The sequence below is a fragment of the Streptomyces sp. DH41 genome, assembly GCF_029813785.1.
Lineage (GTDB): Bacteria > Actinomycetota > Actinomycetes > Streptomycetales > Streptomycetaceae > Streptomyces.
Genome location: NZ_JARVKY010000014.1, coordinates 150,014 through 166,004 on the forward strand (window position 1 = coordinate 150,014; position 15,991 = coordinate 166,004).

The 15,991-nt window shown below is 72.7% G+C and carries 15 protein-coding genes; 6 read left to right on the plus strand and 9 right to left on the minus strand.

Going from position 1 to position 15,991, the window contains the following annotated elements; all coding sequences use genetic code 11:
• Nucleotides 1–66: 66 nt before the first annotated feature.
• Both QC283_RS22905 and QC283_RS22910 read left to right on the plus strand, forming a co-directional pair.
• A complete protein-coding gene (locus tag QC283_RS22905) occupies nucleotides 67–993 on the plus strand; it encodes a GNAT family N-acetyltransferase (protein ID WP_279563500.1) in 927 nt (308 codons plus the stop codon).
• Nucleotides 974–1,483, plus strand: a complete 510-nt coding sequence (locus tag QC283_RS22910) for a DUF402 domain-containing protein (protein WP_279563501.1) — start codon at nucleotides 974–976, stop codon at nucleotides 1,481–1,483. The genes QC283_RS22905 and QC283_RS22910 overlap by 20 nt, the downstream gene beginning before the upstream one ends.
• 19 nt (nucleotides 1,484–1,502) lie before the next feature.
• Here QC283_RS22910 and QC283_RS22915 read toward each other — a convergent pair whose 3' ends face one another.
• Entirely contained in the window at nucleotides 1,503–2,120 is a 618-nt protein-coding gene (locus QC283_RS22915; protein WP_279563502.1) for a class I SAM-dependent methyltransferase, read from the minus strand.
• Between the two features lie 152 nt (nucleotides 2,121–2,272).
• On the opposite strand from QC283_RS22915, the gene QC283_RS22920 reads away from it, so the two are divergent.
• On the plus strand, nucleotides 2,273–2,407 hold the full coding sequence (locus QC283_RS22920; protein WP_279563503.1) for a hypothetical protein: 135 nt from the start codon (nucleotides 2,273–2,275) through the stop codon (nucleotides 2,405–2,407).
• Nucleotides 2,408–2,421: 14 nt separating this feature from the next.
• Here QC283_RS22920 and QC283_RS22925 read toward each other — a convergent pair whose 3' ends face one another.
• Entirely contained in the window at nucleotides 2,422–2,919 is a 498-nt protein-coding gene (locus tag QC283_RS22925; RefSeq protein WP_279563504.1) for a GNAT family N-acetyltransferase, read from the minus strand.
• A 187-nt stretch (nucleotides 2,920–3,106) separates the two neighbouring features.
• Here QC283_RS22925 and QC283_RS22930 point away from each other — a divergent pair, with 187 nt between their 5' ends.
• Nucleotides 3,107–4,189 carry a lytic polysaccharide monooxygenase auxiliary activity family 9 protein gene (locus tag QC283_RS22930; protein ID WP_279563505.1) on the plus strand — a complete coding sequence of 361 codons (1,083 nt, stop codon included), beginning with the start codon at nucleotides 3,107–3,109 and terminating at the stop codon, nucleotides 4,187–4,189.
• Between the two features lie 105 nt (nucleotides 4,190–4,294).
• Here QC283_RS22930 and QC283_RS22935 read toward each other — a convergent pair whose 3' ends face one another.
• Nucleotides 4,295–4,741, minus strand: coding sequence for a MarR family winged helix-turn-helix transcriptional regulator (locus tag QC283_RS22935; protein ID WP_279563506.1), 447 nt, complete (start codon nucleotides 4,739–4,741; stop codon nucleotides 4,295–4,297).
• Between the two features lie 100 nt (nucleotides 4,742–4,841).
• Here QC283_RS22935 and QC283_RS22940 point away from each other — a divergent pair, with 100 nt between their 5' ends.
• Nucleotides 4,842–5,216: a cupin domain-containing protein gene (locus QC283_RS22940; RefSeq protein WP_279563507.1), complete on the plus strand. Its 375-nt coding sequence runs from the start codon at nucleotides 4,842–4,844 to the stop codon at nucleotides 5,214–5,216.
• 12 nt (nucleotides 5,217–5,228) lie between these two features.
• On the opposite strand, the gene QC283_RS22945 is transcribed toward QC283_RS22940, so the two are convergent.
• On the minus strand, nucleotides 5,229–6,197 hold the full coding sequence (locus tag QC283_RS22945; protein WP_279563508.1) for a DNA polymerase Y family protein: 969 nt from the start codon (nucleotides 6,195–6,197) through the stop codon (nucleotides 5,229–5,231).
• The gene (locus tag QC283_RS22950) at nucleotides 6,194–9,742 is read right to left on the minus strand and encodes a DNA polymerase III subunit alpha (RefSeq protein WP_279563509.1); all 3,549 of its coding nucleotides are present in this window, start codon (nucleotides 9,740–9,742) and stop codon (nucleotides 6,194–6,196) included. Before QC283_RS22950 ends, QC283_RS22945 begins: the two co-directional genes overlap by 4 nt.
• Nucleotides 9,743–9,894: 152 nt before the next feature.
• Here QC283_RS22950 and QC283_RS22955 point away from each other — a divergent pair, with 152 nt between their 5' ends.
• On the plus strand, nucleotides 9,895–10,953 hold the full coding sequence (locus tag QC283_RS22955) for a DUF3533 domain-containing protein (RefSeq protein ID WP_279563510.1): 1,059 nt from the start codon (nucleotides 9,895–9,897) through the stop codon (nucleotides 10,951–10,953).
• Between the two features lie 146 nt (nucleotides 10,954–11,099).
• Here the strand turns inward: QC283_RS22955 and QC283_RS22960 are convergent, their stop codons facing one another.
• The 4 genes from QC283_RS22960 to QC283_RS22975 form a co-directional block, all read right to left on the minus strand.
• The gene (locus QC283_RS22960) at nucleotides 11,100–12,182 is read right to left on the minus strand and encodes a S1 family peptidase (RefSeq protein ID WP_279563511.1); all 1,083 of its coding nucleotides are present in this window, start codon (nucleotides 12,180–12,182) and stop codon (nucleotides 11,100–11,102) included.
• Between the two features lie 425 nt (nucleotides 12,183–12,607).
• Nucleotides 12,608–13,513, minus strand: a complete 906-nt coding sequence (locus QC283_RS22965) for a S1 family peptidase (RefSeq protein ID WP_279563512.1) — start codon at nucleotides 13,511–13,513, stop codon at nucleotides 12,608–12,610.
• A 204-nt stretch (nucleotides 13,514–13,717) separates the two neighbouring features.
• Complete coding sequence (locus tag QC283_RS22970) at nucleotides 13,718–14,503, minus strand: DUF1684 domain-containing protein (RefSeq protein ID WP_279563513.1); 786 nt, start codon at nucleotides 14,501–14,503, stop codon at nucleotides 13,718–13,720.
• 27 nt (nucleotides 14,504–14,530) lie between these two features.
• Nucleotides 14,531–15,748 (minus strand): DUF5685 family protein, encoded by a 1,218-nt coding sequence (locus QC283_RS22975; protein WP_279563514.1) that lies wholly within the window; start codon nucleotides 15,746–15,748, stop codon nucleotides 14,531–14,533.
• Nucleotides 15,749–15,991 lie beyond the last annotated feature (243 nt).

Sequence of the window (15,991 nt, forward strand, 5' to 3'; positions counted from 1 at the left end):
GATTGTCCCGCATCCCCCGGAAAATGAGAGGCATCCGACCGCCCGCCCGCCGTAGCGTGCGCCCACATGACCGTTCTTGTGCGCGATCTGCGTCTCGACGACCCGGCCGACGTCGCGGCCTTCACCCATGTCCGCCACGCCGCCCTGCCGTTCATCCTGTGGACGCCCGAGGCCGTCGTCCACCGCCTCGTCCACACCCACCCGGACGCCCGGAGCCGGTCCCTCGTCGCGGAGGAGGACGGGGAGACGATCGGCACGGCACAGATCGGACTGGTCCACGACAGCCCCGAACCCGGCCAGGCGTTCCTCAACGTCTACGTTCACCCGGACAGGCTCCGGCGCGGTGCCGGCGGGCTGCTGGTGCGTACGGCCGAGGAGTACCTGACCACCGAGGGGGCGACGAAGCTGTTCGCCTGGGCGCTGGACGGGCCCGCCGACCTGGCCTTCGCCGAACGGCACGGTTACCGGCGGCGGCGCTCCGCCCACTTCCTCCGCCTCGACCTGGCGAACGGCACGCTCCCGCCCCTGCCGCCCCTTCCCCCGGGCGTCGAACTGCGCACCGCCGCCGACTTCGCCGACGATCCCCGCCCGATGTTCGAGCTGGACGCGGAGACGCTGGCGGACGAACCGGGCGACATCGACGTCGAGTTCACGGACTACGAGGCCTGGCTCGCGGAGACCTGGCGGCATCCGCTGCTCGACCGTGAACTGACCTCGGTCGCGGTCGTCGACGGCCGCCCCGTCGCCTTCAGCGTCGCCTACACCGACGGCACCCGCTACTCGACCGCCATGACGGGCACCGTCCGCGCCCACCGCGGCCGGGGTCTGGCCAAGCTCACCAAGACCGATTCCCTGCACCGGGCCCGCGCCGCCGGATTCACGGAGGCGCTCACCGGCAACGACACCGACAACGGTCCGATGCTCGCCATCAACAAGTGGCTCGGGTACGAGGTCTGCGCCACGGAGGTGCGTCATGTCCGCGAACTCGGCTGAGACGACGGGCGGGACGGACGTCGTGGACGTCGTCCTGGTCAAGGCGGGCCGTACGAAGATCCGGTACGCGAGCGGGCTGCTGCACGACGACGGCACCCGCCTCGCCGTCCGTGCCCCCTGGGCCGGTGCCTGCGTCCGCGACTTCGGCTTCGTCCGGTTCGAGGCGGGCGACGTCTTCACCGAGTACTACTGGCGCGACAGGTGGTACGCCGTGAAGGAGGTGCGCACCGGCACGGGCGTGCTGAAGGGCTGGTACTGCGACATCACCCGCCCCGCCGTGCTGACCGGCACGGAACTGGTCGTGGAGGATCTCGACCTGGACCTGTGGCGCTCCGCGGACGGCACGGACGTACGGCGGCTGGACGAGGACGAGTTCGCCGAGAGCGGTCTGGCCGAGCGGGATCCCGCGGCCGCCGCGGCCGCCGCGGCCGCGTTGGACGAGCTGGAACGGCTGGCCCGCGGGGACGGCTTCACGGACCTGCTGGAATAGCGCGGGGCCGGGACCCGGCTCACTCGGTCGTCGCGACGACCGCGTACCGCTCGTCGGCCACTTCCCTCCCCCACAGCGACGGGTCGTCCGACAGCCGCTCCACGCGCACCTGACCGGCGAGCGGGGCTAGGAGGGCGGTGAGCCGGCCGGCGGGTATGCCGGCCGGCGCGACGGTCCCCCACACGCCCTCGACCAGGACCAGCCGCCCTCCGGGACGCAGCAACTCCCGCCAGTGTCCGAGGACCCGGCCGGGGTCGGGCAGCGTCCACAGCACGTGCCGGACCAGCACGGCGTCGAAGCGCCGCTCACCCACCGGAGGTGCCGCGGCGTCACCGGTGAGAAACACCGCGTCACGACCGGCGAGTTTGGCCCTGGCCAGCTCCACCATGGCCGGGGACCGGTCGACGCCGGTGACGCGATGCCCCTGCTCGGACGCGAGGAGTGACAGACTGCCGGTGCCGCAGCCCAGGTCGAGGACGTCGCCGGCCCGCGCGGGCAGCCAGGATTCCAGGCGTGCGGCCCAGGCCCGGCGCACGTCGGCGTCGCGCAGACCGTGGTCCGGTTCGTCGTCGAACGCCGCGGCCTCCGCGTCCCAGTCGATACCCGGCGCGGTCGTCTCGTCACTGTCGTTCGCCATGCCGCCAAGAGTGACACCCGCCACTGACAACGGGGTCGGGACGCCGGATCGTGACAACCGCCACTGACAGTCACGCATCGATGAGTAAGTCTCGGGGAATGGGTCTACCTCCGTGAGAACGCGGAACCCGGTGGATCCGTAAGGAGGCAGCCATGCGCCGTCTGACCGTGCAGAAGCCCCTGAAGAAGACCGACGCCCGCCGAGTCCGTGAGGAGACCGACGAGCGTCCCGCGGGGCGCCCGGAGGTCCGCAAGGACATCGCGCGCACGTGGTGGCCGGACAGCTGAGGGGCCCGGTCGTCTCATGAGACGCCTCTGAGCAGCCGCTTACGGTAGTGGACGCGGTCGTAGGGCCCGTCCACGCGGCGTTCCACGACCTCGTACCCGTACCTCGGGTAGAGGTCCTGGTTCTCCCACATCATCGCGTTGGTGTAGAGCCTGACCTCGGGCAGGCCCAGGGCACGCGCGCGTGCGTCCACGAAGCGCAGCAGCCGCCGTCCCACGCCCCTGCCGTGCGCGTCGGGGTGGACGGCGACGCTGTCGAGGAAGAGATGGTCCGCGAACGCCTCCAGGACCACGAGGCCCGCGACGCCCACCACGGGCCCGCCCGGGGCTTCCGTGACGAACACCTTCCCCGCGGCCACGTCCGCCGCGTGATCCGCCTCCATGGGCTGCGGTACCACCCCGATGCGCTCGACGTAGGGGCGGTAGGCGGCGTCGGTGACGGCCCTCACCGCGGGCACGTCGGCGGTGACCGCCTGCCGGATCCGCTCTTCCCACTCTTCCCGCTCTTGTGCCATACCGCGAACGGTAACTACCTCAGCGCAGCCTGAGCACTCCCTTAACGCGACCATAAGGATCTCCATCTCCCCTCGCCGACAGGCGATTTCGCGGTTTCCGGGGGCTAGCTTGCTGATCACCCCCACGGGTTCCGGGCCCGAGCCCGCGCAAGCCCCACGTTCCCAGTGACCGTTCGAGGAGTTCCCCATGCCCGCACCGTCCGCGCCCCGCAAGGCCGTCGCCGTCGCCGTCGCCGGCCTCGCCCCGCTCGCCCTGACCACGCTGGCCGCCGCCCCCGCGGTCGCCCACGGTTCGATGGGCGACCCGGTCAGCCGGGTGTCGCAGTGCCACGCCGAGGGCCCCGAGAGCCCGAAGTCCGACGCGTGCAAGGCGGCGGTCGCGGCCGGCGGCACCCAGGCGCTCTACGACTGGAACGGCATCCGCATCGGCAACGCCGCCGGCAAGCACCAGGAGCTGATCCCGGACGGCAAGCTGTGCAGCGCCAACGACCCGGCCTTCAAGGGCATGGACCTGGCCCGCGCCGACTGGCCCGCGACCAGCGTGAGCAGCGGCTCGTACACCTTCAAGTACCGCGTGACGGCCCCGCACAAGGGCACCTTCAAGGTGTACATCACCAAGCCGGGTTACGACCCTGCGGGGCCGCTGGGCTGGGGCGACCTGGACCTGTCCGCCCCGGTGGCGACGGTCACCGACCCGGCCGCCTCGGGTGGTTTCTACACCTTCTCCGGCACGCTTCCCGAGCGCTCCGGCAAGCACCTGCTGTACGCGGTGTGGCAGCGCTCGGACAGCCCGGAGGCGTTCTACTCCTGCTCCGACATCTCCTTCGGCGGCACCGACGGCGGGGCGACGGGCGGCGACACGGCGAGTGGGGACGCGGTGAGCGGGGACACCGCGGACGGTGCCGCCCCGGCCCCCGAGGCCTCCGCCCCGTCCGAGGAGCAGATCGCGGCCGCGGCCGACAAGTCGACGATCGAGCACAACGGCCACGGCGACCAGGACGCCGAGACGACGACGGACCCGACGGATGCGGCCGCCCCCGAGGAGGCGCCGGACGCGGCCGCGGACACCGCCGCCGAGGCCGCCGGTTCCGGCGAGCCCAACCAGGTCAAGGCCGCCGGCGCGGGCACCGAGAACCTCGCCGAGACCGGCGGGGACAGCACCACGCCCTACATCGCCGTCGGGGGCGCCGCCGCTCTGGCGGTCGGCGCGGCCGTCCTGTTCGCGTCGGTGCGCCGGCGGGCGACGACCGGTGGCCGGCACAGCGGCTGACCCACGACGCGGGGGAAAGCGGGGTCTGTCCGGCGGCTCAGGCCGGACAGACCCCGTTCGGCGTGCCCGGGCGCCCGCCTGTCGATGACGTCGGGTGACGGGAGGTCACCAGGCGGGTCGTATCCGCCCGCCGGGCGCCACACGCAGCAGTCGGTCACGCAGCGCGCGGACCTCGCTCTCGCCCAGCACGTCGACCCACGCGCGCACGGCCTCCGCCGCCGCCTCCTCCGCGGCCCGCGTGCAGGCCCACCCCGACTCGGTCAGTACGACCAGCCGGGCCCGCGCGTCGGCGGGGTGCGGCCGGCGTTCGACGTACCCCCTGCGGACCAGCTCGTCGACGAGCTGGCTGGCTGCCTGCTTGGTCATCCCGAGGTGCGTGGCGAGGTCGGTGACCGTCGCACCGTCCGGGGCCAGCCGGACGAAGGCGAAGCCGTGCGCGGGCCGTACTCCTTCGAAGCCGCGGGCGACGACACCCTCGTGGATGCGCTGCGTGAGCTCTCCGGCGGCGGCAAGCAGGGCGGTGGACAGGGCCATGGCGTCGGAATTCTGCACGGGGCATTGAAACACCCTTGACGTATTGGTCAAGCAGCTTGACCATAAGGACCGGCAAAGTAGTCAAGTTGGTTGACCAATACACCGGCAGGAGTCCGCCATGCCCGTCGTCCGCTCGTCCGAAGCCGTCACCCACGAGATCCACGGCGCCCGTTTCGTCTCGTACGCCACTCCCCGCACCGGCAGCAAGGAGCTGTGCGCCTGGCGGGGCGAGATCCCGGCGGGCACGAAGGCGCCCGCGCACAGCGTCGACCGGGAGGAGATCTTCCACCTGCTCACCGGCGAACTGCTGATCACCCTCGACGGCCGCACCGAGCGCGTCACCGCGGGCGACACGGTGATCATCAATCCGGGGGCGACCCTCGCCGTGGAGAATCCGACCGACCGGACCGCCACCTCCTGGGTCACCACGTCCATCGGCCTTCAGGCGGAGCTGGCCGACGGCACCCGGCTCACTCCCCCGTGGGCCAACTGACCCGCGGGGGTCTCACGCCGCCAGTGACCCCGGCATCACCGCCCTCGGCCCGAACTTCGCCCGCGCGCGGTCCGCGACCTCCTCGATTCGGCGGACCTTCTCGTCCACGGGGTCGAAGGTGAGCTGGTGGGAGGCCTGCTCGGCGGGGGCGAGGCCCTCGGCGCGCAGAGCGACCGAGCGGACCCGGGCACGCTGGAGGCCGAGCGCCTCGTACATGTCGTACGCGGTCCGGGTCAGCGCCGCCGAGTGCGCGGTCGGCTCCTTCAGGGTGCGGCTTCGGGTCGTCGCGGAGCGGTCGGCGTAGCGCACGGTGAGGGTGAGGGTGCGGCAGACCTTGTCCACGGCGCGCAGCCGGGAGCCCAGTTCCCCGGCGGCCGAGAGCAGGGCGCGGCGGTGCCGGCCGGGGTCGAGTTCGTCGCGGGTGAAGGGGCGTTCGGTGGCCAGGGACCGTGAGACGCCGTTGGGTACGACCCGGCCGCGGTCGACGCCCCCCGCCTTCTCGCGCAGTTCGCGGCCCGCCTTGGCGCCGACCAGCCGCTGGAGCGTGGACAGGGGTGCGGCGGCGACCCGGCCGAGGGTGTCGAGACCGTACTCGCACAGGGTGCGGGCGGTCGCGGTGCCGACGCCGGGCAGTGCGGCGACGGGCTTCTTGGCGAGGAACTCCCGCTCCCCGCCCTCGGGTACCGCGCGGGTCAGCCCGGGCCGGGCGTCCCGCAGGGCCATGCGGGCCAGCATCGGGCCCGGTCCGGCGCCGGTCACGCAGTCGACGCCGTACAGCGCGAGGGCGCGGACGCGGATCACCGAGGCCAGTTCCACGGCGTCGCGCCCGAAGTACCGCTCGGCGCCGCGCAGGTCGGCCAGCGCCCCGTCCGGCGGCAACGCCTCGACGACCGGCGTGAACTCCTCCAGCAGCCCCAGCAGCTGGGGCAGGGCCGCCTCGTACATCGGCGGCAGCTGGAAACGTACGCAGAGAATGGTCATCCCGCACTCCCCGGACTCTGGTGCCACAACTTCCTTCCCACCGCGGGCCCTTCGCCCGCGGGGCGCAGGTCGGCCCATGGGTGCATCTCGTACCCCGTGGACATGCGGATGCGCCGCTGTTCCATCGGGTCCTGGGCCGCGGAACCCGTCGGCGCCGGCTGCCCGTCCGAACCGGCGAGGCGGCGGCGCGCCGGGCCGTCGCCGGAACCGTCGCCCCGGGTTCCGCCCGCTTCGGACGTTCCGCCCGTTTCGGCCGTTCCGGCCAGCAGGGCCGCGACGCCCTCCAGCCCCTCCTCCCGGCGCACCTCCAGCAGGTCCGCGAGGTTCCAGACGGCGGAGCCGACCACGCTGAGGCTGCGCGGCCCGCGCCGCTGCACCACCCCGCGTACCAGCAGCAGCCAGGAGTGGAAGACGGTGTGCGCGCAGGCGTCGTGGGAGTCGTCGAAGAAGGCGAGGTCGACCAGGCCGGTGCCGTCGTCCAGGGTGGAGAAGATGACCCGGCGGCCGGAGCGGATCGGGGGCGTCTGGGTGGCCGCCTTGGCGCCCGCGACCAGCACCGTCTCCCCGTGCCGGGCGTCGCGCAGCCTCTTGGCCGACATGACGCCCAGCTCGTTCAGGAAGGTGCGGTGGTCGTCCATCAGGTTGCGCGAGGCGTCCATGGAGAGCACGCCCAGTTCGGCGCTGAGTTTCTCCGCCGAGGTGAGGTCGGGCAGCCCGGCCGGGGCGGTCCTCCGTCCGCCGGACAGGGGGAGCTGGTCGCCGCGTCCGGCCCGGGCGCCGCGGTGCAGCTCGGTCAGGTGCAGTTGCAGGTCGCGGCGGTTGGCGCCGAACGCGTCCAGCGCGCCGACCTGGGCGAGCCGCCCGGCCAGCGGCCTGCTGGGGCGGGCCCGTTCCCAGAAGTCGAGCAGGGAGGCGTACGGCTGCCCCCCGGCGATCCGCTCCGCCTCCGCCTCGCTGATGCCGTGCACGTCGCAGAGGGCCAACCGGAGCCCCCACACTCGCGATTCAGACACCAGTTCGATCCTGTGTGCGACCCCCGACTTGTTCACGTCCAACGGCAGGATCGGCACCCCGCGCCGCCGCGCGTCCGCCAGCAGCAGCCGCTTGGGATACATGCCGGGGTCGTGGGTGAGCAGGCCCGCGTAGAAGGCGGCCGGGTGGTGCGCCTTCAGCCACGCCGACTGGTAGGTGGGCACGGCGAAGGCGACGGCGTGCGCCTTGCAGAAGCCGTAACTGCCGAAGGCCTCGACGATCTCCCAGGTCCGCTGAATCGTTTCCGCGTCATATCCGTTCGCCGTCGCGTGCTGCGCGAACCACACCTTGATCCGCCCCTGCGCCTGAGGGTCGGACAGTCCGCGCCGCACCCGGTCCGCCTCGCCGCGCCCGCAGCCGGTCATGATGTCCACGATGTCGATGATCTGCTCGTGGAAGACGACGACTCCGTACGTGTCCTTCAGGGGCTCCGACAGATCGTCGTGCGGATAGCGCACCGGCGCCCGCCCGTGCCGGGCCTCGATGAACGGCCGCACCATGTCGGCGGCGACCGGACCGGGCCGGAAGAGCGAGATGTCGACGACGAGATCGTGGAAGGTCGCCGGCTGGAGCCTGCCGACCAGGTCCCGCTGCCCCGGCGACTCGATCTGGAAGCAGCCCAGCGTCTCGGCGGAGCGGATCATCCGGTACGTCTCCGGATCACCGTCCGGCACCGCGTCCAGGTCGACCTCGGTGCCCGACGCCCGCTTCACCTCGGCGACCGCGTGCGCCATCGCCGACTGCATCCGCACGCCGAGCACGTCCAGCTTGAGCAGCCCGAGGTCCTCGACGTCATCCTTGTCGAACTGCGCCATGGGGAAGCCCTCGCCGCTGGTCGGCATGACCGGCGTACGGGAGAGCAGGGAGGCGTCGGAGAGGAGCACTCCGCAGGGGTGCATGGCGACGCCGCGCGGGAGGGCGTCGAGGCCCTCCACCAGCTCCCACAGCTTCCCGTACCTCTCCTTCTCCCCCGCCAGCTCCCTCAGCTCGGGCAGCTCCTCGAGAGCCGCGCGGGCGTCGCGGGCGCGGATGTGCGGGAAGGACTTGGCGAGGCGGTCGATCTCGGCCGGGTCCATGGACAGGGCGGCGCCGACGTCACGGATGGCGTGGCGCACCCGGTACGTCTCCGGCATGGCGACCGTGGCGACCCGCTCGGTGCCGAAGCGGCCGATGATCGCGCGGTAGACCTCCAGGCGGCGCGCGGACTCCACATCGATGTCGATGTCGGGCAGCACCACCCGCTCCCTGGACAGGAAGCGCTCCATCAGCAGCCCGTGCTCGACCGGGTCGGCGTGCGCGATGCCGAGGAGGTGGTTGACGAGCGAACCCGCGCCGGAGCCGCGCGCCGCGACCCGGATGCCCATGTCCCGTACGTCGTCCACCACTTGGGCGACGGTGAGGAAGTACGAGGCGAAGCCGTGGTGGGCGATGATGTCCAGCTCGTGGTGCATCCGCTCCCAGTAGTGCCGCGCGCCGGGTGAGCGGTCGTAGCCGCGCCGCACCATGCCCGCCGCCGCCCGGGAGGCGAGCGCGCGCTGGGCGGTGCGGCGGCCGGCGCCCACGAGGTGCGGTTCGGGGAAGTGGACGGCGCCCATGCCGAGGTCGTCCTCGGGGTCGACCAGGCACTCGGCGGCCGTCGCCCGGGTCTGCTCCAGCAGGCGGTGGGCCACCTCGCGACGGAAGCCCGCGGCCTCCACGACGCGCTCGGCGGCGTGCCGCATGGCGTCCGCGTCCTTGAGCCAGGCCTCACCGGAGTCCAGCTCCTCGGTGGCGCCGATGGGGACGAGGCGGCGGGCGGCGTCCAGTACGTCGGCGACCTGGCCCTGGCCGGGGTCGGCGTAGCGGACGGCGTTGCCGATCACCGGCCGGACGCCCTGCTCGGCGGCGAAGCCGACGGTACGGGCGGCCAGGCGCAGGGAGCCGGGGCCGGTCCCTTCGCGGCCGTGCCAGACGGCCTCCAGGCGCAGGGCGTCGCCGTAGACCTCCCGCCAGGGGGCGAGGAGCCGGGCCGCGCGGTCGGGGCGGCCTGCGGTGAGGGCCCGGCCGACGTCGGAGTCGGGGCCGAGCAGGACGGTCAGGCCGTCGGCGCGGTTGTCGGCCCAGGGCAGCAGGGGGGTGCCCGTCGCCGTGTGGGCGGCGGAGACGAGGCGGCACAGGTCCGCCCAGCCGCGGGCGCCGTCCCGGGCGAGGAAGGTCACCCGGGGGGCCGACTCGTCGACGAAGGCGCCGCCGCGCACGGGGGCGCGGCGCCGGTCCCGGCGCACGGAGGTCTCGGTGCGGTCCGCTTCGGGCTCGGGGGCGGCCACCGCCAGCTCGGCGCCGAACAGCGGACGGATGCCCGCCTTCGCGCAGGCCTTGGCGAAGCGGACCGTGCCCGCGAGGGTGTCGCGGTCGGTGAGGGCGAGGGCGTCCATGCCCCGCTCGGCGGCGCGCTCGGCCAGCCGCTCCGGGTGGGAGGCGCCGTAGCGGGCGGAGAACCCGGAGACGGTGCGCAGATGCGTGAAACCCGGCACACGCACCTCCCGAACTCATGAACCGACGCCTTATCGAACGTCTGTTCCCAACTACCTCACCCCCACCATAGACCAATTTTCGAATACGTGTACGACATCCGTTCGGACCCGCCCCACCTGCGCGAACACCCTCCGACCCGGACCGTGGGGACATGTCGCACACCCCAGGCACCGGCACCCGGAGCGTCTCCTTCCGCGACGAGGTGAAGGACGCCGTCACCCCGCGGGCCACCCTGCTCGTGCTCGGCGTGATCGCGCTCCAGCTGCTGTTCATCGCCTCCTACGTGGGCGCGCTGCACGACCCGAAGCCGAAGGACGTGCCCTTCGGGGTGGTCGCGCCCCCGGCGGCGGCCGAGCAGACGGTGAGCAGGCTGGAGCGGCTGCCCGGGTCACCACTGGATCCGCGCGCGGTGACCGACGCGGCGAGCGCCCGGCAGCAGATCGAGGACCGGGAGATCGACGGCGCCCTGGTCCTCGACCCCTCCGGCCCCACCGACACCCTGCTGGTCGCCTCCGGCGGCGGCACCGTCCTCGCCACCACCCTGGAGAGCCTCGTCACCAAGGTGGAGCGGGGCCAGGGCCGCACGGTACGGACCGTCGACGTGGCCCCGGCCTCACCCCACGACTTCGACGGGCTGTCGTCGTTCTACCTGGTCGTGGGCTGGTGCGTCGGCGGCTATCTGTGCGCCTCCATCCTGGCGATCAGCACCGGCGCCCGGCCGGCCAACCCGCACCGCGCGGCGATCCGGCTGATCGTGATGGCCCTGGTGTCGATCGCCGGCGGACTTGGCGGCGCGGTGATCGTCGGGCCGATCCTCGGCGCGCTGCCCGGCAGCGTGGTGGACCTGTGGGGGCTCGGCGCGCTGATCACCTTCGCGGTGGGCGCCGCCACGCTCGCCCTTCAGGGCGTCTTCGGGATCGTCGGCATCGGGCTGGCGATCCTGCTGGTGGTGGTCGCGGGCAACCCGAGCGCGGGCGGCGCCTTCCCGCTGCCGATGCTGCCGCCGTTCTGGAAGGAGATCGGCCCGTGGCTGCCGCCGGGCGCGGGCACCTGGGCGGCCCGCTCGATCGCCTACTTCAAGGGCAACGACACGACCGTCTCCCTGCTGGCGCTGTGGGCGTGGGCGGTCGCGGGGACCGTGATCACGGTGCTGGCGTCCGTGCTGCGCCTCAGGCGGCAGGAGGCGGAACTGCCCACCCGGGCCGGCTGATCCTCCGTACGCACGCGGAAGTCCCCGCGCCGTACGCACGCGGAAGTCCCCGCGCCGTACGCACCCCGGACACCCCGCGCCGTACGCACGCGGAAGTCCCGCCCCTCGCGCGCGGGACGGGACTTCTGCCTGCGGTGTGTGTGCGCTCAGCCGATCTGCGTACCGGTGGCCGACAGGGCCTCCGTCACCGGCTGGAAGAAGGTCTCGCCGCCCGAGGTGCAGTCGCCGCTGCCGCCGGAGGTGAGGCCGACCGCCTGGTCGCCCGAGAAGAGCGAGCCGCCGCTGTCGCCGGGCTCGGCGCAGACGTCGGTCTGGATCAGGCCGTTGACGATGTCGCCGCTGCCGTAGTTCACGGTGGCGTCCAGGCCGGTGACCGTGCCGGAGTGCACCTGGGTGGTGGAGCCGCTGCGGGTCACCTCCATGCCGACGGTGGCGTCGGTGGCACCCGAGATGGCCTGCGAGGAGCCGTCGTACAGGTTGACCTCGCTCGGGTGGTCGACCTCGGCGGTGTACTTGACCAGGCCGTAGTCGTTGTCCGGGAAGCTGGACACCTCGTTCTCGCCGATCACGTTCCCGGAGGAGTCCGACCAGCTCGTGATGCCCTCGGTGCAGTGACCGGCGGTGATGAAGTACGGCTCGCCGCCCTTGGTCACGTTGAAGCCGAGGGAGCAGCGGCCGCCGTTTCCGGTGATGGCGTCGCCGCCCGCGACGAAGGGCTTGTACTCACCCTTGGTCCGCTTGAGCTCGGCCTTGGCGCCCAGCCCGTCGACCACCTTGGTCAGCTTGGCCCACTCGGCCTCGGAGACCGTGCGGTCGGCGGTGACGACGACCTTGTTGGTGGTCGGGTCGGTCGCCCAGGAGGTGCCCGGGATGGTGGCGTCCTCGGTGAGGGTGGCGCGCGCGCTCTTCAGCTCGGCGAGCGAGTGCTCGACGACTCTCGCCTCGGCGCCGGCCTCCTCGACGGTCTGCGCGGCGTCCTCGTCGAGCACGTTGACCACGAGGCTCTTCGCCTGCGCGTCGTAGTACGTGCCCGCCGCGTCGGTGCCGAGGTCGCCGAGCAGCGTGGAGGCGAGCTTTCCGGCCGCCGTGACCGAGAGGGTCTCGGGTGCGGTGGCCTGCGGGGCCTCGCTGGCGTTCGCAGTCTGGAAGGTGACTCCCGCGGCGACCAGTGCGGTGATTCCCGCACCTACTACCGCGGCACGCCGCCTGGGTATGCGTCGGTGCTTCAACTCACGTCCTCCTGTGGGGGGTCGGCCCGGGAAGTTGTGGGGACCTCACGGGCCGGAAGGCTGGTTGACGAGCGCTAACTCTTCCAAGCCCACAGGGGGCACACAAGGTCGACTTCAGGACGTGCGCACGACAACTTCAGTGCGTACACACGTCCTTCACCATTCATGTCGCTTCCAGCAGGATTCGCGGAGCGAACACTCCAGCAAACGCTACGGGCGAGTAACCGGCGACCGGTCGACCAGGTCCAGCCCTGTCTGAAAACCGCCTCTTGCGTACCGTCCTTCATATGTGCGTCTACACGCGGTGGTGGCGGCGGTGACGGCACCCGGACCCTTGCCCGGGCCCGGGCAAGGGGGAGCCCCCGCACACCGGTCGGTGTGCGGGGGCTCGTCGTGCCGCTGGCTGCGCTTCGGTGGACGGACGCTCAGTAGACGCTGACACCGTAGGCGTTCAGGGCCTCCGTGACCGGCTGGAAGAACGTCGTACCGCCGGAGGAGCAGTTGCCGCTGCCGCCGGAGGTCAGACCGTACGCGGTGCCGTTGCTGCCGTAGAGCGAGCCACCGGAGTCGCCGGGCTCGGCGCAGACAGTGGTCTGGATCAGCCCGCCGACGACGTCGCCGCCGCCGTAGTTGACGGTGGCGTTCAGGGCGGTGACCCGGCCGCTGTGCGTGCCGGTGGTGGAACCGTCACGCAGGACGGTGGTGCCCACGCTCGGGGTGGCCGCGCGGGTGATGTCCACGCCGTTCGCGGTGCCGGGCCTGCTGACCGACCCCGAGTACCGCACGATGCCGTAGTCGTTGCCCGGGAAGCTGGAGCCGGCCGTCGAGCCGATGACCGAGGTGCGCCCGGAGTTCGAGTACCAGGTGCCCGCGCCGTCGGTGCAGTGACCGGCGGTCAGGAAGTACTGGGTGCCGCTGCTGCTGCGGACGTTGAAGCCGAGGGAGCACCGCCCGCTGTTCGAGTAGATGGCGTCACCGCCCTGGATGAGCTTGTTGAACGTGCCGGGAGTGCGCTTGATCGTGAGCGCGCCGGCCTTGTCGCCGGCCTGCTCCTTGATCTTCGCGATCTCGGCCTGGGAGACCGTGCTGTCGACCGTGAGAAGCACCCGGCCGCTCTTGCTGTCGACGGCCCAGGCGGTGCCCGGGACGTCGGCCTTGAGTACCGCGCCGCTGGCACTGCCCAGTTCGGCGGCGGTGAAGGTGGCCGGGGTGGGTGCCGCGTTCGCGCTGGGGATCGCGATCGCGGCCGCGGCGACGAGGCCGGAGGAAACGGCGATCAGCCGGGTCCGTCTCGTGATGCCGCTGCGGGGGGTGGTGCGCTTGATCCTCACTTTTCGTTCCTCCACAAAGGAAGTCGGGGGCCCTCTTGTGGGGTGGGGCCCGTGAGGCGCAGCCAGGGATGGACGTCCGGGTTCGGGATGCGTCGTGACCCTGACAAGCGCTGAGGTTGGAGTATTCGGCCGAACGACCGGTCGGCGCAAGAGTGCCTTTCGGCCGTCAATCTTTGAACGACTTTCACCAACCCCCGGCGGACCTCAGCGCAGTTCGCGCTCCCCCGCCTCGATCCGGGCGTCCAGGGTGTTCCCCGGGGGCGGGAAGGGGCAGACGAAATGGTCGGCGAACGCGCACGGCGGCAGCAGCGCGCGGTTGAAGTCGACCACCGTACGGCCCTCGGCGTCCGGCGCGGCCGGGCGCAGGAACCGGAAGCGGTAACTGGTGCTCCCGCTGGTGGCGTCGGCGAAGACGGCCCACAGCGAGCCGTCCGCCTCGACGCCCACCTGAAGCGTGCGGTGCCGTCCGTCCAGGGTGAAGGCCAGCTCACCGCCGAGGCCGAGCCCGCGTTCCCGCCCGTCCGCGTTGGGCACCCGCACGCTGCGCGGCCCGGTGCCGTAAGGGGTGAAACGCCCCGGCACCGACCAGCGCGGATCGTAGGGCGTGGCCGCGATGCCCCGGAACGCACGGCGTGCCCCGGCGGCCGGGTCGAAGTCGCGCACGCCCCAGGCGCCCTCGCGCAGCAGGACGACGATCCGTCGCTCGCCGCAGGCCACCCGGGCCGCGTTCGCCGGTCCCGGGTCGGCCGTGAGCCGTACCTCGCCGTCGAGGGGCCGCCCGTCCACGGTGAGCCGGTCCGCCCCGGTGGCCGTCAGCAGCACCGCGTCGCCGGCCGCCGTCCAACTCCCGGGGATGTCCGGAAGTTGCCCGTCCGGATAGTCCTCCAGCCAGTGGGTTCCGGTCAGCGCGAGCGGCCCGTAGGGCGCCGACACCGTCGCGATGCGCTGCTCGTGCCACCGCTTCCACTCGTCGGATGCGTCTGTCGTCATGGGGGCAACCCTCGCATGCCGGACACCTCAGCAGCTGCAGTCGCAGCCGCAGCCGTCGCAGCAGCCGTCCTCGCCCCCGCAGTTGCCGCAGCACTCGCAGCAGCTGCAGCAGTCACCGCACCCACCGCAGTCGCAGTTGGCGCATGTCCCCTCCTTGCGCTCCCCGCTCCAGGGGTCGTGGTAGGTGCCGCAGCACATCTGGCACGTACAGGCCAGCCCCAGCCACACGGCGCACCCCGCGAGCAGCCCGCGCCGGTCGCGGCGGGGCGGCTCCGGTGGCACCGGCGCACCGGGGCCGCCCGGAGCGCCCGGGGTGCCGGGCGGGGCGTAGGGATGGCTGCCGTGAGCACAGGAGACGGTGCCGAACGCGCGGTCGACGGAGGTGCCCAGCTCGTGCACGAGCAACCGGTGCACCAGCCGGCCATCCCCGCCGTGCCCTCCCGGGGAGACCCCGGACCCCCAGGCGACCTCGCGCAGTGCGAGCCGCACCCCGTGCACGGCGCCGTCGGCCAGCCGCCGGGCCTCCGTGAGCGAGGTCCCCGTGGCGGTGAGCGGGTTCCAGGCGCCCGACGCGGCGTCAGCCTCCTTGTCCTCCACGGCGTCGAGGAGGTGGGCGAGCCGGCCGAAGAGGCGCCCGGCCTCGGCGAGCGGCTCGGCGTTCTCCGGCCGCCCGGCGAGACGCGCGGTGTGCGCGAACGCGGCGGCGGTCGCGGTCTCGGTCGGCTCGGTGACGGTGAGCAGGGGCGTGCCGGGCCCGGCGAGCGCCTCGATGCCACCCTGCCGGTCCACGGCGTCGACCAGTACGGCGGTGTCGAACCCGACGGCGCCACCGCCGCGGGCGCCGGCGGCGTCCCAGCCCGTGGCGATCCGGCGGGCGGCCAGGGCCACCGGCCGCCGGGCCAGCATCCCGTCCCCGTCGGCGACGTGGTCGCGCACCTTGGCGGAGGCCAGCACCAGGGAGACGGCCGCCGCGAGCCGGGCGCCCTCACCGTGCGCGACGGACGCGGTGCGCATTCCGCGCAGTGGGCACGGCCCGGCCTTGCGCCGCCCGGCGCCCGTGCCGCCGCGGCCGGCCTGAGCCTCCGTCAAAACCGATATGAGCAGCCCGTCATAGTTCGTCACGATCCGCGCGAACTGTCCGTGGTCCTTGCGCAGCGCGAGGCACAACCCGCACAAATGCGCCATCCACTGGCTCGTGAGGCTCTCTCCGAGCCGGTGCCTGCAAGGCCTGACGATTCCGAACACGACATTCCCCCGTGTCTCGTACGACGCTGAGCTGCGGCATCGTATCGATCGTCGCGTTCACCCGTACGCACCCTCCCTCACCCGTCCGCCGGGAAGAATCATATTTCACTCACAGTCAGCATCCGTTTGGGAAACAACCCTTGGGACACAAGGACTCTCGACGGATCCGCTGTGCACCAGTACCGTCACAAACCCCCCGGGCGGCGTCCATCCACTTGGCGCGACGTCCGCATCATGGATGAC